This window comes from Rubrivirga marina (assembly GCF_002283365.1).
Classification (GTDB): Bacteria; Bacteroidota; Rhodothermia; order Rhodothermales; family Rubricoccaceae; genus Rubrivirga; species Rubrivirga marina.
Genome location: NZ_MQWD01000001.1, coordinates 132,513 through 155,586, shown reverse-complemented (window position 1 = coordinate 155,586; position 23,074 = coordinate 132,513). Strand labels below are relative to the sequence as shown.

11 protein-coding genes are annotated in these 23,074 nt (G+C 70.5%); 8 read left to right on the top strand and 3 right to left on the bottom strand.

The window, feature by feature from the left end:
* Positions 1–19: 19 nt before the first annotated feature.
* From BSZ37_RS00515 to BSZ37_RS00505, 3 genes are all read right to left on the bottom strand, one after another.
* The gene (locus tag BSZ37_RS00515; protein WP_095508667.1) at positions 20–1,336 is read right to left on the bottom strand and encodes a family 43 glycosylhydrolase; all 1,317 of its coding nucleotides are present in this window, start codon (positions 1,334–1,336) and stop codon (positions 20–22) included.
* The gene (locus tag BSZ37_RS00510) at positions 1,336–2,220 is read right to left on the bottom strand and encodes an alpha/beta hydrolase (protein WP_095508666.1); all 885 of its coding nucleotides are present in this window, start codon (positions 2,218–2,220) and stop codon (positions 1,336–1,338) included. The genes BSZ37_RS00515 and BSZ37_RS00510 overlap by 1 nt, the downstream gene beginning before the upstream one ends.
* 63 nt (positions 2,221–2,283) lie before the next feature.
* On the bottom strand, positions 2,284–4,254 hold the full coding sequence (locus tag BSZ37_RS00505; protein WP_095508665.1) for a sialate O-acetylesterase: 1,971 nt from the start codon (positions 4,252–4,254) through the stop codon (positions 2,284–2,286).
* A 233-nt stretch (positions 4,255–4,487) separates the two neighbouring features.
* Between BSZ37_RS00505 and BSZ37_RS00500 the strand changes: the two genes are divergently transcribed.
* From BSZ37_RS00500 to BSZ37_RS00465, 8 genes are all read left to right on the top strand, one after another.
* Positions 4,488–6,047, top strand: coding sequence for a glycoside hydrolase family 43 protein (locus BSZ37_RS00500; RefSeq protein ID WP_095508664.1), 1,560 nt, complete (start codon positions 4,488–4,490; stop codon positions 6,045–6,047).
* A 76-nt stretch (positions 6,048–6,123) separates the two neighbouring features.
* Positions 6,124–7,341, top strand: coding sequence for an SGNH/GDSL hydrolase family protein (locus BSZ37_RS00495; protein ID WP_095508663.1), 1,218 nt, complete (start codon positions 6,124–6,126; stop codon positions 7,339–7,341).
* Positions 7,342–7,347: 6 nt separating this feature from the next.
* Positions 7,348–9,279 (top strand): glycoside hydrolase family 97 protein, encoded by a 1,932-nt coding sequence (locus BSZ37_RS00490; protein ID WP_095508662.1) that lies wholly within the window; start codon positions 7,348–7,350, stop codon positions 9,277–9,279.
* A 54-nt stretch (positions 9,280–9,333) separates the two neighbouring features.
* Positions 9,334–11,925 carry a glycoside hydrolase family 9 protein gene (locus tag BSZ37_RS00485; protein WP_095508661.1) on the top strand — a complete coding sequence of 864 codons (2,592 nt, stop codon included), beginning with the start codon at positions 9,334–9,336 and terminating at the stop codon, positions 11,923–11,925.
* A 116-nt stretch (positions 11,926–12,041) separates the two neighbouring features.
* A complete protein-coding gene (gene galB, locus BSZ37_RS00480; RefSeq protein ID WP_095508660.1) occupies positions 12,042–14,780 on the top strand; it encodes a beta-galactosidase GalB in 2,739 nt (912 codons plus the stop codon).
* Between the two features lie 704 nt (positions 14,781–15,484).
* Positions 15,485–17,923 carry an endo-1,4-beta-xylanase gene (locus BSZ37_RS00475; protein WP_218830352.1) on the top strand — a complete coding sequence of 813 codons (2,439 nt, stop codon included), beginning with the start codon at positions 15,485–15,487 and terminating at the stop codon, positions 17,921–17,923.
* An 89-nt stretch (positions 17,924–18,012) separates the two neighbouring features.
* The gene (locus BSZ37_RS00470) at positions 18,013–21,006 is read left to right on the top strand and encodes a TonB-dependent receptor (protein WP_218830351.1); all 2,994 of its coding nucleotides are present in this window, start codon (positions 18,013–18,015) and stop codon (positions 21,004–21,006) included.
* 76 nt (positions 21,007–21,082) lie between these two features.
* Positions 21,083–23,014 (top strand): T9SS type A sorting domain-containing protein, encoded by a 1,932-nt coding sequence (locus tag BSZ37_RS00465; RefSeq protein WP_095508658.1) that lies wholly within the window; start codon positions 21,083–21,085, stop codon positions 23,012–23,014.
* Positions 23,015–23,074: the final 60 nt, after the last annotated feature.

Below are 23,074 nucleotides of genomic sequence, written 5' to 3'. Positions count from 1 at the left end.
CCGCCAGGAGACGGGCGCCCTACTCGAACCGGACCCAGTCGACCTCGACCATGCCGTCGGACCGGAGCGAGACCCACACGTCGCGAACGCCCGTCGGCACGTTCTCGATGGGCGCCTCGACGGTCCGCCAGCCGTCGCCCGCGTCGAGCTCGATGTCGGCGGTCGTGTAGGCGCCGTCGCGCCCGACGCGGACCTTGACCGTCCCGCCGCTCTCCGACCGGACCCGGAGGCGCACCGAGGCGGGCGGGGCCGCGCCGACGTCGACGGCGTCGAACTGGACCCACGCGCCGTTCTGCGCGAGCGCGACGCTCCAGCCCTCGTGCGGGTCGTCCGGGTCGAGGAACGACACGTTGACGCCGGCCCCGCTCGTGTGGCTGTACCGGTCGACCTGGATCGGCTCGCGGGCGTCGACGAGCCCCACGCCGCGGTGCGTGGGAGTGACCTTCTGGATGGTGCCGTTGGGGTTGAAGAAGACGCTGTCGGCGCGGATCGAGCGGTTCTTGTCGAAGTCCGGCGAGAGGTCGTTGTGGTGGTAGAACAGGAGCCACTGGCCGTCGCGCTCGACGAACGAGTGGTGGTTCGTCCAGCAGCCCGAGGCGTGCTCCTCCATGAACACGCCGCGGTACGTGAACGGCCCGAGCGGCGAGGGGCCGGTCGCGTACGCCAGCGCCTCGGTCTCGTGGATGACGTGGGGGAACGTGAAGTAGTAGGTCCCGTCGCGCTTGAACACGAACGGCCCCTCCTTGAAGCCCTCCGGGAACGACGCATCGAGGCGGACGGGCTCGGAGGCCAGCGACATCATGTCGTCGGAGAGGCGGGCGCCGGAGAGGCCGCGGCCCGACCAGTAGAGGTAGGCCTGCCCGTCATCGTCGATGAGCACGTTCGGGTCGATCCCCCCGACACCCTCCATCGGCATCGGCTCGGGCGTGAACGGGCCCCCGGGCGCGCTTGCGGTCGCGACGCCGATCCGCCGGCCCCGGGCGTCCGTCGTCGAGTCGCCGATGGCGGGGAAGTAGAAGTAGTACCGGCCGTCCTTCTCGACGGCGTCGGGGGCCCACATCGCGTTCTGCGACGCGTCGACCCACGGCACGTCGTCCTGGTGGAGGATCTCGCCGTGATCGGTCCACGTCACGAGGTCCTCGGACGAGAACGCGTGGTAGTCCTTCATGCAGAACCAGTCGGTCCCGCAGTTTACGTCGTGGGACGGGTACACGTAGACGCGGTCGCCGAAGACGCGGGCCGTCGGGTCGGCCGTGAACTGGTCGGTGATGAGCGGATTCTGGGCCGCGGCGCCGACGGCGCAGAGGAGCGAGAGCGCGAGGAGGGGCCGGGTCATCACTTGAACAGGAGCTGGGCGAAGTGGTAGAGGCTGTTCCGCCAGTGCGTCGGGTCGTGGCCGTTCCCGTCGACGTGCCAGACGTGCGGGACGTCGTGCTCGGCGAGGTAGGCGTGCACGCCCTGGCTGATCCCGAAGAGGCCGTCCTCCGTGCCGCACGAGAGGAAGAGGAGCTCGAGCTGGTCGGCCGCCGCCTCCGGGTCGGGGACGAGCTCGGCCGGCGGCTCCGTGTTGGGCGCCGACGAGAAGGCGCCGATCCACGCGAACGTGTCGAGGTGGCCGAGCCCGAAGTTCAGGGACTGGCCACCGCCCATCGACAGCCCGGCGAGCGCGCGGTGCTCGCGGTCGGCGGCGACGCTGTAGCGCGCCTCGGTGGCGGGGATCACGTCGTTCAGGAGGTCGCCCTCGAAGACGGCGAAGGCCGGGGCCGAGGCGAACACGTCGCCCTTGGCGCGGTCGTTCGGCTGCGCCCGGCCGTTCGGCATCACGACGATCATCGGCTCGGCCTCGCCGTCGGCGATGAGGTTGTCGAGCAGGACGTCGACGGTGGCGAACCGCTGCCACTCCGTCTCGTCGCCGCCGATGCCGTGGAGGAGGTACAGCACCGGGTACGCGCGGTCGGTCGAGTAGCCCGGCGGCGTGTAGACCTGCATGTGGCGCGTCGTCCCGACGGTCTCCGACTCGTACGCGATCATCTCCAGCGTCCCGTGCGGGACGTCGTCGCGGACGGTGACGATGTCGGCCGGCGGCTCGGGGAACGCCGGGATGTCGTCCTCGTGGAGTTCGACGGGGCCGCCGAACCGGGGCGGCGGACCGTCGCCGTCGTTCTGGGCGAGGGCGGGCGCGGCGAGGGCCAGCGCGATCAGCAGGGGCAGGGAGCGCATGAGAGGGGACGTGTGGGGTCGGGGGCCTCCGCCTCGGGCGGGCCGTGGCCGAGGCGGGCGGGCTCAGTCGGTGCCGGCCGGCTGGACGGAGAGCTCGAACGGGACGACCGGGAGGTCCGCGCCGTCGAAGAGCGTGACGATGGGGCTGTCGGCCCAGGCGTAGCGGACGCGCGCGGCGGGCTCGCCGTCGAGCGGGATCCGGACCTCAGATCCTTCGGCGCGGGCCTCGACGTAGCGGCAGCTCTCGGCGTCGGCGCCGCACAGCTCGAACCCGATGGGGCCGAGGCCGCCGTAGGCCACGAGCCCGTCCTCGACGTCGTCGAACGACACCACGACGGCGTCGCCCCGGCGCTCGGCGCGGACGGGGACGGGGCCGCTCGGCGCGACGTCCTCGCCGTAGATGACGTGCCGCGCCGCCCGCGCGAGCCGGGCGCCGACGGGCTGCTTGTGGGTCGGGTGGAGGTCGCGCGGGTCGCCGACGTCGATCGTGACGACGGTCGCCGCGAACGGGTCGCCGACGGTCGCGAGGCGCTGGGCCTCCCGGACCTCGGCCCACCCGGACGGGCCGGGCGCCGTCGGCCACGGGCCGTAGTTCGGGAGCTGGACGATGAGCGCCGGAATCGGGTCGCCCGTCGGCGAGGTGAACTGGGCCCGCCAGCCGCCGATGAGCGCGCGCAGCAGCCCCTCGTAGACGTCGCCGCGCTCGGTGTCGGACTCGCCCTGGTACCACAGGACGCCGCGGAGGCCGATGTTGCGGAGCGGCGCCACCATCGCATTGTGGATCGTGGCGAGGCCGCCGACCGACTCCCACGGAGCCCGTGGCGGCGGGCCGGTCCGCTCACGCGCCACGCGGTACTGCCAGTCCGTGAGCGGAATGCGGGTGCCGTCGTCGAGGTGGAGCGCGCGGAGGGTGTGGTCGCCCGTCATCCCGCCCGCGGCGTACGTGTTGAGCACGTTGACCACTACGACGTTCTCGCCCTCCTGAAGAAGCTCGGCCGGGATCGTGTACGTCCGCTCCGTCCCGTACCCGAACGTGTTGGCGACGACCTGTCCGTTGAGCCACGTCTGGTCGACCTCGTCGATGGCGCCGAGGGCGAGGTCGGCGCCCTGGGCCGCCTGCTCGGCCGTGAGGGTCACGGTCGTGCGGAACCAAATCATGCCGGTGTAGCCCGCGAGGCCGTCCCACTGCGTCCAGTCGCCGAGGCCGGCGGGGGCGGCGTCCCAGTCGGCGCCCGTCGCGGGCTGCCACGGCCCGGCGCCCGCGGCGACGCCGGTCCGGTCGCGCCACCAGTCCTCCCACGTCGCGCCGAACGCCTGCTGGGCCCGCCGCTCGTCGGTGGTGTAGAGGCGGAGCGCCTCGACGTCGGCCTCGTAGCCGCCGAGTTGTTCGAGCGCGCTGGCGGGCGTCCACGCGCGGATGGCCGAGCCGCCCCAGGCCGACGTGATCAGCCCGACCGGGACGTCGGCGAGCGGGCCCGCCCGGAGGTCGCGGGCGAAGAACGCGCACGCGGCGGACCACCCGGGGACCGTCTCCGGCGTGGCGACCTCCCAGGCGACCGTGTCGGCGAAGGCCTCCAGCGGCTCCGGGCTCGAGACGTTGGGGACGGTCAGCATCCGCACCTGCTCGTCGCCCATCCCGCGCGCCACGAACGGCCCGAACGTCGACCGGCCGACGGTGAACTGCATGTTCGACTGGCCCGTGCAGAGGAAGACGTCGCCCACGAGGACGTCCTCGGCCGTCGCCGTGGCGCCGCCGGCGCGGGCCGTGAGCGTGTGCGGGCCCCCGGCCGGGAGCGCCTCGAGGCGGACGGACCAGTGGCCCTCGGCGTCCGTGGCCGCCTCGGCGGTTTCGCCGGCCAGCTCGACGGCGACCGTCTCGCCGGGCGTCGCCGTGCCCCAGACCGGCACGGGCGCGTCGCGCTGGACGACGGCGTGGTGGTGGAACAGGTCGCCGAGGTGGAGCGGGGCCTCCTGTGCGCCCGCGGGGAGTGCGCCGAGAGCGAAGGCGGCGACCGAGAGGAGAGAAAGGCGCATCGGGGCGGGGGCTCGAGAATAGATTTGATGACTTGCGGACTGAAGGTATCGGAAGCGGTTTCCTGACGCTACAGCGCCCGTGGTCGCTCTGGTGGACTCCAGCGCCGCCCGGGTGCAACTCGACAGGAAGCGCTTGCGCCCTCGCCGATTGAAACGTATCAATATTTTTCAATCGGGACCTCGTCCAGGTGCTCCTCATCGGGGGTCGTCCCGGGTCCCTATCGCCTCGTCGCATGCCCCGTCCCCTCTGTCTGCTCATCCTCGCACTCCTCGTCGGCCCCCTCGGGCCGGTCGCTGCGGCGCAGGACCTCGCCCGCAACCCCATCATTTGGGCCGACGTGCCCGACCCCTCGACGATCCGCGTCGGTGACACGTACTACATGTCGAGCACGACGATGCACATGGCGCCGGGCGTGCCCATCCTGAAGTCGCCGAACCTCGTCGACTGGGAGTTGGCGGGGTACGTCTACGACGAACTCGCGAACGCCGACGCGCTCTTCCAGCGGCAGGGCCAGAACGCGTACGGCCGCGGCTCGTGGGCGAGCAGCCTCCGCTACCACGACGGGACGTTCTACCTCGCCGTGTTCTCGTACACGACCGGCGAGACGTACATCTACACCACGGGCGACGTCGAGAACGGGCCGTGGCACAAAGAGTCGCTCGGCGACCTCTACCACGACCAGTCGCTGTTCTTCGACGACGACGGGCGCGTCTACCTGATCTACGGCGGCGGCGGCGACTTCCAGATCCTCGAGCTCGAAGCGGACGCGAGCGCCGTCAAGCGGGGCGGCGTCGACCGCGTGCTCGTGCAGGATGTGGGCTCGCCGGCGGGCGACGATCTGGGGCTCCACGGCGAGGGCGCCCAGCTGTTCAAGGTCGACGGGACGTACTACCTCTTCCTGATCGCGTGGCCGCGTGGCGGGATGCGGACGGTCGTGGTCCAGCGGGCCGAGAGCCTCGACGGCCCGTGGGAGGGCCGCGCCGTGCTCCAGGACGACGGCGTGGCGCAGGGCGGGATCGTCGACACGCCGGACGGCGACTGGTACGCGCTGATGTTCGGCGACCGCGGCGCCGTCGGGCGGATCCCATACCTCATCCCGGTGACGTGGAGCGACGACGGCTGGCCGGTCCTCGGCGTCGACGGTGGAGTCCCGGAGACGCTCGACATCGTCTCCGACGGGACGGGCGCCTCCGGCATCGTGGCCTCCGACGCGTTCGACGGGCCGGAGCTCCGCCCCGAGTGGCAGTTCAACCACAACCCCGAGAGCCGGCTGTGGTCGCTCACCGAGCGGCCCGGCTACTTCCGGATCCGCACGGGCCGGCGCGACCGGAGCTTCGTCGACGCCCGCAACTCGCTGACGCAGCGGACCTTCGGGCCGGAGAGCGGGGCCGAGACGGCGCTCGACGTGAGCGGCCTGAACGACGGCGATATTGCCGGCCTCGGGCTCCTCGCGGCCGACTACGGGTACGTCGGCGTGATGAAGGAGGACGAGCGGACGTCGGTCGTGATGGTGGCGTATCGCGACGGCGAGGCGCAGGTCGTCGAGCGCGTTCCGGTCGAGGGCGACGTCGTCCACCTACGGGCGCACGCCGACTTCCGCGACCAGCGCGACGAGGGGACGTTCTTCTACAGCCTCGACGGCGAGGCGTGGACGCCCATCGGCGACACGCTCGCGATGCGGTACACGCTGGAGCACTTCATGGGCTACCGGTTCGCGCTGTTCGCCTACGCGACCGAGACGCCGGGCGGCACGGCCGACTTCGACTATTTCCGCCTCGACCCCGCGCCGTAACCCGACCGCACAGGTCTGGCGACGCCACGCCCGAGGCGGGGCGGGCCAGGTGCCTCCGTCGAACCGACTCCCTCTCATGCGACCGTTCGCTTCGCTCGTCGTCCTCCTCTTTGCCGCCACGATGGGCGGCTGCGCCAGCCTCGGTGCCTCTGGGAACGGGGGCACCGACTCTGACTGGCTCGGGACGTGGGGCACGGCCGTCCAGCTCACGGAGCCGCGCAACCTCCCGCCCGTCGCGCTTGGAGGGACGACGCTCCGGCAGGTCGTCCGCCCGTCCGTCGGCGGCGACCGCGTGCGCCTTCACCTGTCGAATCGGTTCGGCGACGCGCCGATCGTGATCGGGGCCGTCCGCCTTGCGGCATCCCTGGGGGAGGGCGCCATCGACCCGGCGACCGACGCCGCGCTCTCCTTCGGCGGCCGGCCCGGCGTCACGATCCCGCCCGGCGGGTCCGTCGTCTCCGACCCGCTCGACTACGACCTCCCACCCCGTACCGACCTCGCGGTCACGATGCACGTCGAGGCCATCTCCGACAGCGTCGTCACCGGCCACCCCGGCTCGCGGACGACCTCGTACATCGTCGCGGGCGACGCCGTCTCGGCCGCCGCGCTCCCCGAGGCGGAGCGGACCGACCACTGGTACGGCATCGAAGGGCTCGACGTCGAGCGCGACGGGGCCGCGGTCGCGATCCTCGGCGACTCGATCACCGACGGCCGCGGGTCGACCACGAACGCACAGAACCGCTGGCCCGACGTGCTGGCGGCCCGCCTCGGCGCGAACCCGGCGACCGAAGACGTGGCCGTGCTCAACATGGGCATCGGCGGCAACTGCGTCCTGCGGGCGTGCCTCGGCCCGGCGGCGCTCGATCGGTTCGACCGCGACGTGCTGGAGCGGGCGGGCGTCGAGTGGCTGGTGATCCTCGAGGGCGTCAACGACATCGGCGGCTCGGCGCCGGACGAGTCGGCGCAGGTCGCGCAGGACCTCATCGCAGCCTACGGGACGATGATCGACCGAGCCCACGCCGCGGGGATCAGGGTCTACGGCGCAACCATCACGCCGTTCGGCGGCTCGTTCTACGACTCGCCCGAGCACGAGGCCGCCCGCCAGACCGTCAACGCGTGGATCCGGACGAGCGGCGCCTTCGACGCCGTCATCGACCTCGACGCCGCGATCCAGAACCCCGACGCGCCCACCACCCTCCTCCCGGCCGCCGACGACGGCGACGGGCTCCACCCCAGCGTGGCCGGCCACCGCATGATGGCCGAGGCCGTCGACCTCGACCTCTTTACCGACTAACCCCTGATGACCCGAACGCTCCTCTGCCTCCTGCTGGCGATGCCCGCCGTCGCCCAGCCCGTGTTCGTGAGCAGCCCCGACGGCCGCGTCGCCGTCCGCTTCGGCCTCGACGACGTGGGGGCACCGACGTACGCCGTCGACCTCGGCGGGCAGCCGATCCTCGAGCCGTCGCCGCTCGGGCTCGTGACCACGCTGGCGCGGTGGGACCGGGACCTCACGGTCGCCGAGGCGGGCGAGGTCGAATCCGTCGAGGACCGCTACCGGCTCGTCCACGGCAAGCAGAGCGACGTGACGTACACGGCCAACCGCCGTTCCGTCCGCCTCGGGGACGCCGCGGGGCGCGTGCTGGAGGTCGTCTTCCAGGTGTCTGACGACGGCGTCGCCTTCCGGTACCGGATCCCCGAGCAGGCCGAGGCGGGCGAGGTCACGGCGCGGCGCGAGGTCACCGGCTTCCGCTTCGACCCCGCCACGCGGAGCTGGCTCATGCCGATGACGCACCCGCAGACGGGCTGGATGAACACGAACCCGTCGTACGAGGCGCTCTACACGCAGGGCGAGCCCGTCGGCGGCGAGGCGCCGAACGAGGTGGGCTGGGCGTTCCCGGGCCTGTTCCAGACCGCCGCCGGGTGGGCGCTCGTGACCGAGGCCGGCCTCGACGGCTCGTACGTCGGCAGCCGCCTCGACGCCGACGCCGACCGCGGGCTCTACCGGATCGCCTTTCCCGACGCGGGCGAGGGGACCGGCCCCGATGACCCCGTCGACCCGACGTTCGCGCTCCCGTTCGGGTCACCGTGGCGCGTCGTGATCGTGGGCGAGACGCTGGCACCGATCGTCGAGTCGACGCTGGTGACGGACGTGAGCCCGGCCTCCGTGGTGGAGGACACGAGCTGGATCCGGCCCGGCTCGGCCACGTGGAGCTGGCTCCCACTCAAGGACCCCTCGATGAATCCCGCCGAGCAGCGCGAGTTCGTCGACTTCGCAGCGGACCGCGGCTTCCCCTACACGCTCGTCGACGCCAACTGGGACGTAGAGCTCGGCTACGACGGCCTCGCGGAGCTGGCGGACCACGCCGCCAGCCGGGGCGTCGACCTCCTCGTCTGGTACAACAGCAACGGCCCGTACAACGGAGCGCCGCAGACGCCGAAGGACAAGCTCAACGACCCCGAGACCCGCCGCGCCGAGTTCGCCCGCCTCCGCGAGATGGGCGTCCGCGGCATCAAGGCCGACTTCTTCGGCGGCGACAAGCAGTCGGTGATCCGGCTCTACCTCGACATCCTCCGCGACGCGGCCGACTACGGGCTGATGGTCAACGTCCACGGGGCCACGCTGCCGCGCGGGTGGAGCCGGACGTACCCCCACTTCGTGACGGCCGAGGCCGTGATGGGCTACGAGTACATCACGTTCAGCCAGGGCATCGCCGACGCCGCGCCACAGCACGGGGCCGTCCTCCCGTTCACCCGCAATGTCGTCGGCCCGATGGACTTTACGCCGGTCATGCTGACCGACACGGTCGGCGGCTCGGTCCGGCGGACGAGCGACGCCTACGACCTCGCCATGATGGTCGTGTTCGAGTCGGGCGTCCAGCACCTCGGCGTCACGCCGGCCGACCTCGCGGCGGCCCCGGATTTCGTGTCCGAGTTCCTGTCGACCGTGCCGACGGCCTGGGACGAGACGCGGTTCGTGGAGGGCTTCCCCGGCGAGACCGTCGTGATTGCCCGCCGGAAGGGCGACCGCTGGTACGTCGGCGGGCTCAACGGCACGGCGGCGGCCCGGTCCGTCCGCCTCGACCTCCCGTTCCTCCCGGCCGGTTGGCGGGGCGCGCTGATCGCCGACGGCGACGGCGCCCGTGACGTCCGCCAGCACGACACCGAGGCGGGCGACGTCGTCGAGATGCGCCCGGCCGGCGGGTTCGTCGTGATCGTCGAGCCGCCGGAGTAGGCCTGCTCCCGCCCATTCTCTCCTCTGCAGTTCATCCCCACCCGATCCCGATCCATGCCCACGTCCCCCACTAGAGCCTGCGCGTCGCGTGCGGGCACCCCGTCCCGCCGACTTCGGAGCGCGCTCGCGCGAGCGGCGGCGGCCTCGGTCCTCGGTCTGGCGCTCGCCGTCCCGGCCTCGGCCCAGACGCTCCAACTCAACGACCGCGAGTACTACGAGGCCGACGGCGTCAACGTCCTGGTGTTCAGCAACCAGTACGACGGGATGTTCTACGACGAGAAGAACGCCGGCATCGAGATCATCCACCACGGCATCCGGACGGCGACGAACGGGGGTGTCCGCCTCCAGAACACGCCGGAGCAGTGGGACCTCATCCCCGACGTCGTCTCCCGGACCGTCGATCCGGAGACGGGCGCGATCGACGTGACGCTGCGGTACGAGGACTACGGATTCGAAGCTGACGTCCACGCCGTCCCCGAGGGCGACGGCCTCCGCCTCAGCGTCGACCTCGACGAGCCGGTGCCGGCCGCGCTCGTCGGCAAGGCCGGGTTCAACCTGGAGTTCCTGCCCTCCGCCTACTTCCGCAAGACGTACCTCGTCGACGGCGTCCCGAACGTGTTCCCCCGCCACCCGTCGGGCCCGAGCCGCGTCGCGCCGCTGGCGGACAAGGTGCCGCAGTACAACGGCCAGACGACGTTCGACGACCGCGGCCTCGGCCAGTTCATCGTGCCCGAGCCCATCGCCGAGGGCCGGACGCTCGTGCTGGCGCCCGAGGACCCCGCGCACCGCGTCGTGATCCGGTCCGAGGACGCCGACCTCCTGCTGTTCGACGGCCGCCTCCTGGCCCAGAACGGGTGGTACGTCGTGCGGAGCCTGCTCCCCGAGGGCCGGACGGGCCGCGTGCTGGAGTGGACCGTCACGCCGAACGCGACGCCGGGCTGGACGCGCGAGCCGGTCGTCCAGTTCTCGCAGGTCGGGTACACGCCGGGCCAGGAGAAAGTGGCCATCGTCGAGCTCGACGCCAACGACGCGCCGCTCGCGACGGCGACGCTCCACCGGATTACGGCCGACGGGGAGCACGTCGAGGCGTTCGCCGGGCCGGCGACGGAGTGGGGCGCGTTCACGCGGTACCGCTACCTCACGTTCGACTTCTCGTCGGTGACCGAGCCCGGCGTCTACGCCATTCGGTACGGCGACCAGACGACGACCCCGTTCGTCATCAAGCCCGACGTCTACGCCGACGCGTGGCACCCGACGATGGACGTGTTCTTCCCGGTCCAGATGGACCACATGGCGGTCAACGAGGGCTACCGGCTGTGGCACGGCGTCCCGTACCTCGACGACGCGCTCCAGGCGCCGCCCAACATCGAGCACTTCGACGGCTACGAGATGGGCCCGACGACCGACACCGAGTACGAGGCGCTCGAGCGGATCCCGGGGCTCGACGTCGGCGGGTGGTTCGACGCCGGCGACTTCGACATCCAGACCGAGCGGCACAACGAGGTCGTCCGCACGATGACGACCCTCTGGGAGCGGTTCGAGGTGGACCGCGACCAGACGTTCATCGATCAAGAGACCCGCTACGTTGACATCCACCGGCCGGACGGCCAGCCCGACCTGCTCCAGCAGATCGAGCACGGGACGCTCAACCTCGTTGCCCAAATCGAGAACATCGGCCACCCGACGCGCGGGATCATCGTCCCGAACCTCCACCAGTACCACCACCTCGGCGACGCGAGCACCGAGACCGACAACCTCCCGTACAACCCGGACCTCGCGCCCTACGAGACCGACGGCGTCTCGAGCGGGACGCCCGACGACCGCTGGGCCTTCACCGGCCGCTCGCGAAGCCGCGAGTTCTCGACGGTCAGCGCCCTCGCGGCGGCGGCCCGCGTGCTGAGCGACTTCAACCCGGACCTCGCCCGGCGGGCGATGGCCTCGGCGCAGAAGCTCCTCGACGACAACGCCGGCGAGGCGCCCGAGGCGGACGGCCCCGCGCGGTGGTTCGGAGCCCGCGGCGAGCTAGCCGCCGCGCTCCAGATGTACCGCACGACGGGCGACGAGGCCTACGCCGAGCGGTTCGAGGCGCTGCTGTGGCCCGCCATGGAGAACACGCCGGGCCGCTGGAGCCCGATCGGCATCGCGCTGGAGGCCGTCCCCCACCTCGGCGACGACTACAAGGCCCGGCTGCGCCCCCACGTCGAGGCCTACCGCGAACAGCTCGCCGAGATCGCGGACGAGAACCCGTACGGCGTCCCGATCTCGACGGGCGGCTGGGCCGGCAACAGCCAGATCGTCGACTTCGCGATCACGAACTTCCACGCCCACGAGCACTACCCCGACCTCGTCGGCCGCGAGGACGTCCTGAACGGGCTCCACTACGTCCTGGGCCGCCACCCGTACTCGAACGTCTCGTTCGTCTCGGCCGTGGGGACCGTGTCGAAGGAGGTCGCCTACGGCATCAACCGCGCCGACTTCGGCTTCATCGCGGGCGGGGTGGTGCCGGGCGTGCTGATGTTCGAGCCGGACTTCTTCGAGAACAAGGAGGACTGGCCGTTCTTCTGGGGAGAGAACGAGTACGTCCTGGACGTCAGCGCGTCCTACGTCTACCTCGTTCACGCGGCGAACGAGCTGCTCGCCGAGTAGCCCCCGACGCCCCCACCCCGGCGTCGACGCCGGGGTGGGGCGGGGGTAGACTGGCGAACGCCTCAGCGGGCTCGTCCCCGACGGATGCGGCGTCCTCCGACTCGCGGACCCCACCCATGCGACAGTCTCTCCTCCTCCTCGCCACCGTGCTCGCCGCGTGCAGTTCGGGGCCGTCCGTTCAAGCCCCAGCCGCCACGGCGAGTCCGAGCGCCGGCCGCGAGCGCGTGTCGATCAACGACGGCTGGCGGTTCACGATGGGCGACCCGGTCGACGCGGAGGGACGCCTGCTCTACGACGTCCGCCCCGACGACTCGGAGGCCCAGGACGACCGGCCGGCCGACGCCGAGCCCGAAGCGGCCGTCGACGTCGAGGCCCAGCAACGAGTCCTCAAGCCGTGGGTCCTCCCGACGGCCAACGATTTCCTCGACGATCCGGCGGAGCGGCACGAGCGCCCGCCGGGCCACCCTGGCGCCGACGTGTCGTACGTCCAGCGTGCCTTCGACGACTCCGGCTGGGAGCGCGTCGACCTCCCGCACGACTGGGCCATCGAGGGCCCGTGGTTGGAGGAGGGCCCGTACGGTGGGATGGGCCGCCTGCCGAGCTGGGGCGTCGGCTGGTACCGAAAGGCGATCGACCTCGCGGCAGAGGACGCCGGCCGGCAGATCTTCCTCGACGTCGACGGCGCGATGTCGTACGCGACCGTCTGGCTCAACGAGCAGCTAGTCGGCGGCTGGCCGTTCGGCTACGCCTCATGGCGCGTGGACCTGACGCCGTACGTGGCGTTCGGCGGCGAGAACCAGCTCGTCATCCGGCTCGACAACCCGCCGAACTCGTCGCGGTGGTACCCCGGCGGCGGCCTGTACCGGAACGTGTGGCTGGTCAAGACGAACCCCGTCCACGTCGCCCAGTGGGGCACGGCCGTCGCGACGCCGGACGTGTCCGAGGACGCGGCGACGGTCGAGCTGGCGGTGACCGTCGACAACGACGGCGACGCGGACGCGAGCGTGGAGGTCGTGACCGAGGTGGTCCGCCTCGACGCCCAGGGCGACCGGGTCGGCCCGGCCGTCGCGCGGTTCGACCCGCTGACGGCGACGGTCGAGGCGGGCGGGAGCGCCACGGTCGAGGGCGCGGCCGTGGTCGAGAGCCCGCGCCTCTGGGGCCCGCCGCCGACGCAAACGCCGACCCTCTACGTCGCCGTGACGACCGTCTCCCGCGACGGCGTGCCCGTCGACGAGGTCGAGACGACGTTCGGCATCCGTAGCCTCGAGTTCGACCCGGACCGGGGCGTGGTGGTCAACGGCGAGCACGTCTACCTGAGGGGCGCGAACCAGCACCACGACCTCGGCGCGCTCGGGGCGGCATTCAACGTGCGCGCGGCGGAGCGCCAGCTCGAGATCCTCCGCGAGATGGGGACGAACGCCATCCGAATGGCCCACAACCCGCCGGCGCCGGAACTCCTCGAACTGACCGACCGGATGGGCTTCCTCGTGGTCGACGAGACGTTCGACGTGTGGGAGCGCCGGAAGACGCCGCTCGACTTCCACCTCATCTTCCCCGACTGGGGCGAGCCCGACACCCGCGCGCTGGTCCGCCGCGACCGGAACCACCCGTCGGTGATCCTGTGGAGCATCGGGAACGAGGTCGGCGAGCAGTACACCGAGGAGGCCGGCGCGGACGTGGGCCGGCGGCTGAGCGCGATCGTCCACGAGGAGGACCCGCAGGGCCGCCCGACGACGGCGTCGATGAACTTCGCCAAGCCCGACATGGCGTTCCCCACGGCGACCGACCTCATCAACCTGAACTACCAGGGCGAGGGGATCCGCGACGCCCCGGCGTACTCGCACCTCCAGGGCATCACGACGTCGCCGCTGTACCCGGCCTTCCACGCGGCCTACCCCGACAAGGTGATCGTGAGCAGTGAGAACGCGGCGGCCGTGAGCAGCCGCGGGACCTACGTCTTCCCGGTCGCGCCCGGCATCAGCGCGCCCGTCAGCGACTCGACCGGCGGCGATCCGGTCCGCCACTACGTCAGCGCGTACGAGTTGTACACGGCGCCGTTCGGGTCGTCGGCCGACAAGGTGTTCCGGTCGCTCGACCAGCACCCGTACGTCGGCGGCGGGTTCGTGTGGAGCGGGTTCGACTACCTCGGCGAGCCGACACCCTACTACGACGCGCGGAGCTCGTACTTCGGCGTGATCGACCTGGCCGGCTTCCCGAAGGACCGGTTCTACCTCTACCAGTCGGAGTGGCGGCCGGACCACCCGATGGCCCACATCCTGCCGCACTGGACGTGGCCGGGCCGCGTGGGGGAGGTCACGCCGGTCCACGTGTTCACCTCGGGCGACGAGGCCGAGCTGTTCCTCAACGGCGCGTCGCTCGGCCGCAAGCGCAAGGGCGAGTACGAATACCGCCTCCGCTGGGACGACGTGGTGTACGAGCCCGGCACCCTCGAGGTCGTCGCGTATAAGGGCGGCCACGTGTGGGCTCGCGACCGCGTCGAGACGGCCGGCGCGCCCGCCCGCCTCGACGCCGAGGCGGACCGGGCCGTGATCGCCGCGGATGGCCGCGACCTGTCGTTCCTCACGGTCCGCGTGCTCGATGCCGAAGGACGCGTCGTGCCCGAGGCGTCGAATCGCGTCCGCTTCGAAGTCGACGGCCCAGGTGAGGTCGTGGCGACCGACAACGGGGACCCGACGAGTTTCGAGCCGTTTCAGTCCGCCAGCCGGCAGGCGTTCAACGGGCTCGCGCTCGGGATCGTCCGGCTCGCGCCGGGGGCGACGGCGCCGCTCACGGTGACGATCTCGAGCGACGGGCTGGCACCGGCGACGGTGGAGATCCACCCCTCGGATCGCTGACGCGATCGGCAGAGACCCGGGCGTCCCGCTCCTCTTTTTTCTAGACGGGGCGAGGAAACCTCGGATGTTTGAAACGTTTCATTAGATTAGAGAAGCGCTTCCGACCCCTTGGTGGTCCGAGCGGCCTCGCCGTCATCCCCTCCGACCCCTCCGCCTCGCGCTCCCGTGCGTTCCCTTTCCTGCCCACGCTCCGAGTCGCGTCGCGTCGCCCTCCGGTGGGCGGCCGCCAATGGCCCTGTCCCGACCTCGGCGCCCCGGTCTGTCGGTGGGGACCAGGGTCGGACGACAATGGATGCCTCCGAGGCCCACGCGCCGCTGTCCATGTGTTCAGCGTTTCAGTCGACGCGCCGACGTGGAATGAGAAGAGCCCCTGCCCTTGGACTCGCTCGCCGCCTCGCCCTCCGGCCCCCGAGACGAAGGAACCGCCCCCAGTTGAGCAGTACCGCCACGTTTTTTGTATGTGGCAACACTGTGTGGGCCACTCCGTGGTGCCTTGACATGGCGAGCCGCCCTTCGTAGCCTCTACACCGACTCGTCATATGACGTTACCATTCCGGGCCGAGTGCCTCCGCCTTCAGCCCCTGGACGCCGTGAAGGCGCCTCGTTTTCCCACCGTCACGGAAGCGCTTCGGGCCTTGGGCCACCGCCTTCTCGTACCGACGGCACAGCCCGCTCTTCTTTCTGTCTCTTGCTCCAGACCTGTTTTGATCTCCACCGACTTTAATGCCACGCGCGGCCGTTCCGCGCTGGTCCGCACGTTCTTCGGCCTTCTCCTGGCCGCCGTCTTTGGAGCCGGAAGCGCTTCAGCCCAGGTCACGAACGGCGGCTTCGAATCCGCCGACCTCGGCGTCATCGAGGACCTCGCCAGCATCGACGGCTGGCAGCTGACGGTGAACGCCGACGTCGACCCGCCCGCCGTCTTCGAGATCGTCGACGACGCCCAGGAGGGTGAGAAGGCGCTTAAGGTCACCGTCGCCGCGTCCGGGGCGAACCCGTGGCACATTGAGGCGACGGCCTTCCCCGTCACCGTGATGCCGGACGGGACGTACCAGTTCTCGATCTGGGCCAAGGCCGACGAGGACGGCGCGACGGCGACCTTCTCGGTCGGCAACCAGGCGTTCAACGAGTACGCCGCGCTCCGCGACAACGTCGACCTGACGACGGAGTGGCAGGAGTTCACGTTCGAGTTCACGATCACCGACGAGGAGACCGAGGTCCGGGCGCCGGTCCACTTCAGCTACGCCGCCAACGTCGGCAACGCGATCTACATCGACGGGCTCTCGATCGTCGACCCCGAGGCGGGCGCGACGCCCATCGTCGTCGAGGCGGAGGACGGCGACCTCGGCAGCGAGTACGCCACGGCGACCGACGCCGACGCCGGCGTCGACTACATCGACATCACGACCGACGTCACGGAGACGACGGGCGGCGCCGGCTTCCCGGGCGCCAACCGCACGGCGACCTACGAGGTCACGTTCGACGCTCCGGGCTGGTACGACCTCTTCGCCCGCGTCTACGTCGGCGCCTCGACGTTCGACGACGACAGCTTCTTCTACGCCAACGATTTCGGCGACCAAGACCCGTCGGTCGCCGACGGCTGGATCGTCGCCAACCAACTCGCCGCGGCTGGCTTCACGACGCCCGACGAGTTCGTGTCCGGGCTGGGCGCCGAGGGCGCCGAGGTCTGGAAGTGGGTGAACCTCTCCGAGAACAACTTCAACGACGTCCCCGCCGACTCCTTCTACGTCGCTCCGGGCGAGCTCACCCACACGTTTACCATCGGCGCGCGCGAGAACGGCCTCTTGATCGACAAGCTCGCGTTCGGCCGCTCCGACCTGTTCTACACCGTCACCAACCTCGACAACGGCGAGCCCGGGTCGGTGGACGCGGGGGAGCCGATCGAGCTCCCGGAGCAGCCGCTCGGGGCTGGCCTTGAGAAGTTCATCGGCAACATCTACAGCCCGGCGCAGACCGAGGACTTCGAGTTCTATTGGAACTACGTCATCGCTGAGAACGCCGGGAAGTGGGGCTCCGTCGAGGGCACCCGCGACCAGTTCAACTGGGGCGGCCTCGACGCTTCGTACGAGCTGGCCCAGGAGAACGGGCTCGACTACAACTTCCACGTCCTCACGTGGGGCGCGCAGCAGCCGGACTGGATTTCCGGCCTCGAGCCGGCCGAGCAGCGCGAGGAGATCCGCGAGTGGATGGAGGCCGTCGCCGAGCGCTACCCGGACATGGACGTCGTCCAAGTGTCCAACGAGGTCCTCCGGACCCACAACCCGCCGGACGGCCAGAACGGCCGGGCCGACTACAAGGACGCCTTCGGAGGCGACGGCGATACCGGCTACGACTGGGTCATCGAGATCTTCCGGATGGCCCGCGAGGTCTTTGGTGACGACCAGCGCTTGATGCTCAACGACTACGGCATCCTGAGCAGCATCCAGGCCGCGCAGGAGTACCGCGGCATCATCGAGGACCTCCAGGCCGAGGGGCTGATCGACGTGATCGGCGTTCAGGGTCACGCGTTCTCGACGCGGTCCGGCGCGCCCATCACGGCCGTGCTCGACCTCCTCGGCGAGACCGGGCTCCCGATTCAGGTCACCGAGTTCGACGTCGACGGCAACCCGAACAGGAGCGCGTTCGTGACGGAGGCCCAGTCCGACGCGAACCAGCTCCGCGACATGCAGCGGATCTTCCCCTTGCTGTGGGAGCACCCGTCGGTCGAAGGCATCACGTTCTGGGGCTGGCGGCCCGGCCTCTGGCGGAACGAGGAGGAGGCGTACCTCGTCCGGTCCAACGGCGAGCAGCGGCCCGCGCTCGACTGGCTCGAGGACGAGTACCTCCCCCAGTTCCGCGTGGCGAACGAGGCCGAGGTCGATGGGGCGGTCCGGCTCCTCAGCACGGCGCCGAACCCGTTCTCGACCTCGACGCGCGTCTCCTACGAGCTCCGCGAGGCGGCCGATGTGAGCCTCGCCGTCTACGACCTCCTGGGTCGCCGCGTGGCCGTACTCGCCGACGGCCCCGAGGCCGCCGGTGCGCACACGGCCACCTTCGAGGCCCGCGGGCTCGCCAGCGGGACGTACCTCGTCCGGCTCCAGGCCGGTGACGCGGTCACCGCCGTCCCCGTCGTGGTCGCGCGTTAGCCCGCATGGTCACCGCCTACACTCCCGTTCCCCGACAGGCCTCGCGGCGCCGGACAACCCGTCCGGCGCCGGAGGCCTACGCTCCCCCCATGCCTCTCATGAACGCGACCCGCCGACTCCGATCCGCGTCGCTCTTCGTCCTGTTCCTCGCGCTCTCCGGCGTCGCTGCGGCCCAGTCGGGTCGCGTCGTGGGGACCGTCACGGAAGGCGGCGGCAACACTCTCCCCGGCGCCAACGTCGTCGTCGCCGGCACGACGATCGGCGCGGCGACTGACGTCAACGGCCGGTTTACGATCGTCGGGGCGCCCGCGGGCGAGCAGACCATCGTGGCCTCGTTCGTCGGGTTCCAGAGCGACTCCGCCCAGGTGACCGTCCCGGCCGGCGGCGAGGTCGAGGTCGACCTCTCGCTCTCGTACGGCGACGGCGGCATCCAGATCGAGATCACGGGCCAGGCGCTCGGCCAGCAGACGGCCATCAACGAGCAGCTCAACGCGCAGACCATCACGAACGTCGTGTCGGCGGAGCGCATCCGGGAGCTGCCTGACGAGAACGCGGCCACGGCCGTGAGCCGGCTCCCGGGCGTCTCGCTCCAGAACGGCGACCAGATCGTCGTCCGCGGCATCGAGGCCAAGTACAACACGATCACCGTCAACGGCATTCAGCTCCCGTCGACGACGACGGACCGCTCAACGAGCCTCGGCTTCATCTCGTCGAACATGCTCGCGGGCATCGAGGTGTCCAAGGCCGTCACGCCGGCCATGGACGCCAACTCGATCGGCGGCAACGTGAACCTCCGGCTCCAGGAGGCGCCCGAGGGGCTCCACTTCGACACGATGCTGCAGGGCGACTACAACGACCAGGACAACACGGCCGACAACTACCGAGCCTGGGCCAGCGTCAGCAACCGGTTCCTCGGCGAGCGCCTCGGCGTGTTCGTCCAAGGCAACGCCCGCCGGTTCAACGGCGGCGGCGACATCGGCTCGGCCACGTGGGCCCCGCTCCCGCAGGCCGACGTCGTCGGCGGTCGCCGGCCGTACGGGATCCAGCAGTACAACTTCCAGGACCAGGTCAACGTCGACGAAGAGGTGGGAGGGAGCCTCCTCCTCGACTTCCGCCTCCCGGGCGGCAAGCTCATCCTTCAGAACGCGTACTCGGCGGAGGAATTCGACAACGCGACGCTCACGGACCGCCTTCTCCTCGAGTCGGGGAACCGGACGTTCCTCCTCAACCGGACCGTCGGGAGCCGCTTCCTCCTCGTGAACTCGCTCCAGGGCGAGCACCTGTTCGAGCGGTTCGGTATCGACTGGTCCCTCTCGCACTCGCGGAGCCGCCGGGAGGACGACCTGGGGTACCAGATCGACTTTGCCGGGACGGGCTACTTCGAGGGGCAGCGGCTCGAGAACTGGACCTCCGAGGAGCAGATCTTCGACATCGAGTTCCTGAGCACAGGCTCTCCAGGCGGCGTCAATGAGGGGATTACGACCTACGAGGACTTCGGCGAGCGCCGTCTCGCGGGGGCCCTCAACCTGACGGTCCCCGTCACGGTCGGCCTCGTCACGGGCGAGTTCAAGGGCGGCGGCAAGTACACCCAACTCGACCGGGACCGGGACCTGCTCCAGTACTACCGTCGCCTCGCCGACTCCGGCGAGAACAGCGGGGCGGCCGAGTTCCTCCGCAGCATCGGCCTCGACCCCACGCCGTCGCTCCAGCTCCAGCCGTTCCTCGACCCCGACTACGACGAGGGGCGTGGGCAGTACTTCCTCAGCGGTCGCCGGGCGTTCTCAGGCGCGCTCAACATTGAGTACCTCGACCGGTACTTCCGCGACGCCCAGACCGGGTGGCCCACGCCGGCCGTGGCCCAGTCCAACCGCTTCGACTACACCGCGAACGAGGAGATCGCCGCCGGGTACCTCATGGCCGACCTCGACTTCGGCCGGTTCCTGAACCTCCTGGGCGGCGTCCGATACGAGAACTTCAGCTTCGGCAACACGGCCCCGTTCGTCAACCAGACGCTGTATGACGGGCAGGGCGCCGTGTTCGACACGGTGAGCGTCGATCGCTCGATCGGGCAGTGGTTCCCCAACATCCAGGCTCAGATCCGCCCGACGGATTGGTTCGACATCCGGCTCGCGTACACCAAGACGACCTCGCGCCCGGACTACCAGTCGCTCCTCGCCAGCTCCTGGGTCAACCAGGGCAGCGACGGCGCGGCCGGCAACCCGAACCTCCTCCCGACGATCTCGGACAACTACGACGCCTACCTCTCCTTCCACAACAACCGGATCGGGCTCTTCACGGTCGGCGTGTTCGCGAAGAACCTCTCGAACGTGATCCGCGGCGTGAGCATCCAGCGCCAGACGCTCGACCTGTTCGAGGGGACCTTCTGGGCGCCGGTCGCCATCGGGTACCCGACGTGTGACGACGGCCGCGTCCGCCGGTCCTGCGAAGACGTGGATGGCAACGGGTCCCCCGACGGCCAGGCCGTGCCGGACATCAACCCGGTCGGTCTGATCTCGACCTTCGTGAACAACCCGGACGACGCCCTGCTCACCGGCTTCGAGGTCGACTGGCAGACCAACTTCTGGTACCTCCCGGGCGTGCTCCGGAGCATCGTGTTCAACGTGAACTACACGCGGCTGAACTCCGAGATGGACTACCAGTCGATCTTCCTCGAGCGGACCGGGCCGTTCTCGCCCCAGGTCCAGGTCGACACGGTCCGGACGGGCCGCCTCTTCCAGCAGGGCGAGGACGTCTTGAACGTCGCGCTCGGCGCCGACATCGGCGGGTTCTCCGGCCGCGTCTCGTTCCGCTACCAGGGCGACATCCTCGTCGGGCTGGACCAGCGCGACCCGGCGCTCGACACGTTCGCCGAGCCGCGTTACGGCTGGGACTTCTCGCTCCGCCAGCGGCTCCCGATCGACGGGCTCTCGCTGTTCCTCAACGGGGTGAACCTGAGCCACCCGGCCCAGAACAACAACCGGAGCCTCGTGGTGGGGCCCGACGCCGAGGCCCCGTCGAACGCCATCACTCAGATCGCTTACTACCCGCGCCGATTCCAACTCGGCCTCCGATACGGCCTGTAGGGCCTGTCACGCTGGGGGAGCCCCTCGCTCCCCCAGCGTTGTTTCTCTCACCATCATTTCCCATAGGGACCCTTCCATGACTCGAACGCTACTCACCCTCGGGGTGGTCGCGCTGGTGGCCTACGGGGCGAACGCTCAGGACCCCCTGAGCGACTACGTCCTCGAGACCCGCGGCGACACCCTCGTCATCGCCGACTTCTTCGACGCCGGCGGCGTGCCCAGCACGCTCGGCGCCGTCATCGCGGCCGACACCGGCGCGCCCGCGGGCCGCGTTTACATGCTCCACGCGGGGTCCAACGGCTCCCTCGAATCGGGCAACATCGCGCTGTACCTCCTCGACGCCGCCATCGGCGCGCAGGGCCGCCCGCTCACCATCGTCGGTGAGAACTGCGGGATCATGGTCCAGGGCGACGACCCGAACTGCCGCCCGCCGACCATCTCGGGCTACACGGACGCCTCGGGCACGGGTGTGAACCCGTCGATCAGCGTCGACCAGGACCTGACGCTCAAGAACCTGCACTTCACGAGCGCTAGCACGGAGGGGCAGGCAGGCTGGAGCTTCGTCAACGTCGACGGCAACAACCTTGACATCGTGTGGGACAACGTCCTGGCTGAGCACAACCGCTGGACGATGATCAACTCCAACGACAACGTCGGGACCCGCTTCTACGTCTCGAACAGCTACTTCGCCAACGCGACCGACCAGCCCTCGCGGCGCAACGGCGGTGTGTACGACAACGTGCAGGCGCCGACGGACGTCATGTGGGTCGAGAACACGACGCACGTCCAGAACGCGGGCATGCAGTACAAATTCCGGAACTTCTCCCCCTCGGAGGTCAAGTTCAACCACAACACGTTCGTGAACGCGGCCGGTCAGGTCTTCCTGAGCAACGGCTACTTCACCAACTTCGCGGCGACGAACAACCTCATCGTCAACAGCAACTACCAGCCGTACTACCCCGGCCTGGACGCGGGTGAGATGTACCTCAACCCGGACGAGCTGCCGGCGTCGGCGTTCGAGCCGCACGGCATCATCAACCTCGCGCCGCTCCCGACGAACGACGCCGGCCAGCCCATCGCGGCGACCTCGGCGGCGTACCCGGACAGCGAGCCGTTCACCGAGGCGGACCGGCAGGTGCTCGTCGACGCGAACGCCGCGTACTGGGACGAGAGCCTCCTCACCATCGACGACGCGCTCAACGCGCAGGGCGTCGAGGGCGACGTCTGCGCCGGTGACGGCTGCCTCGAGGGCGACGCGTCGCTCCAGTGGTCGGACCAGGCGATCCTCGCCAACGACCGGACGATGTCGGTCTTCATGGACGACGCCACGTACCCGCTCATCACGTGGGGCACGTGGTACGAGGCCGGCGCCCCCGGCTTCGCCAACGGCCCGGGCCGCGTCGACGAGCTCTACGACTGGGGCTTCGCCTCGGCCTCGAGCGACGTCGCCGTCTCCGACCTCCTCCCGAAGATCCGGACGGCCGGCAACGAGGCCGGCAACGAGATCGACACCGAGGACACAAACAACTGGATCGTCTTCGACTGGCCGATCCCGCTCGACCTCTCGTACTCGAACGACACGTACCTCTCCGGTGGCTACAACGGCTACCCGGTCGGTGACCTCAACTGGTTCCCGGCGGAGAAGTCGGCCTGGATGGCGACCCGTGACGCCGAGTACGCCGCGATCGACAACGCGCTCGCGACGGGCTCGACGCTGATCACGGCCGACGAGCGTGGGCCGTCCCTGATCGGTCAGCTCGGCCAGAACCGGCCGAACCCGTTCAGCGCCGCGACGACGATCGAGTTCGAGCTGGCGACGGCGAGCGACGTGACCCTCGAGGTCTTCGACGCGCTCGGCCGCCGCGTGGCCACGCTCGTCGACCGCGAGCTCGCGGCCGGCGCGCACACCGCCGACTGGAACGCCGGGTCCCTCAGCAGCGGCGTGTACGTCTACACGCTCCGCGCTGGCGACTCCGTCGAGTCCCGCCGGATGGTGATCGTCCGGTAAACTCCGACGCATCGGCACCCTCCCGGGGCCCCGGTCACAATGTCGGCCGGGGCCCCGGGT

What these genes read in the sequence shown, in the direction of transcription:
- BSZ37_RS00515 (WP_095508667.1), bottom strand. Translation starts at nt 1,336, where the DNA reads ATGACCCGGCCCCTCCTCGCGCTCTCGCTCCTCTGCGCCGTCGGCGCC.
- BSZ37_RS00510 (WP_095508666.1), bottom strand. Translation starts at nt 2,220, where the DNA reads ATGCGCTCCCTGCCCCTGCTGATCGCGCTGGCCCTCGCCGCGCCCGCC.
- BSZ37_RS00505 (WP_095508665.1), bottom strand. Translation starts at nt 4,254, where the DNA reads ATGCGCCTTTCTCTCCTCTCGGTCGCCGCCTTCGCTCTCGGCGCACTC.
- BSZ37_RS00500 (WP_095508664.1), top strand. Translation starts at nt 4,488, where the DNA reads ATGCCCCGTCCCCTCTGTCTGCTCATCCTCGCACTCCTCGTCGGCCCC.
- BSZ37_RS00495 (WP_095508663.1), top strand. Translation starts at nt 6,124, where the DNA reads ATGCGACCGTTCGCTTCGCTCGTCGTCCTCCTCTTTGCCGCCACGATG.
- BSZ37_RS00490 (WP_095508662.1), top strand. Translation starts at nt 7,348, where the DNA reads ATGACCCGAACGCTCCTCTGCCTCCTGCTGGCGATGCCCGCCGTCGCC.
- BSZ37_RS00485 (WP_095508661.1), top strand. Translation starts at nt 9,334, where the DNA reads ATGCCCACGTCCCCCACTAGAGCCTGCGCGTCGCGTGCGGGCACCCCG.
- galB (WP_095508660.1), top strand. Translation starts at nt 12,042, where the DNA reads ATGCGACAGTCTCTCCTCCTCCTCGCCACCGTGCTCGCCGCGTGCAGT.
- BSZ37_RS00470 (WP_218830351.1), top strand. Translation starts at nt 18,013, where the DNA reads ATGCCTCTCATGAACGCGACCCGCCGACTCCGATCCGCGTCGCTCTTC.
- BSZ37_RS00465 (WP_095508658.1), top strand. Translation starts at nt 21,083, where the DNA reads ATGACTCGAACGCTACTCACCCTCGGGGTGGTCGCGCTGGTGGCCTAC.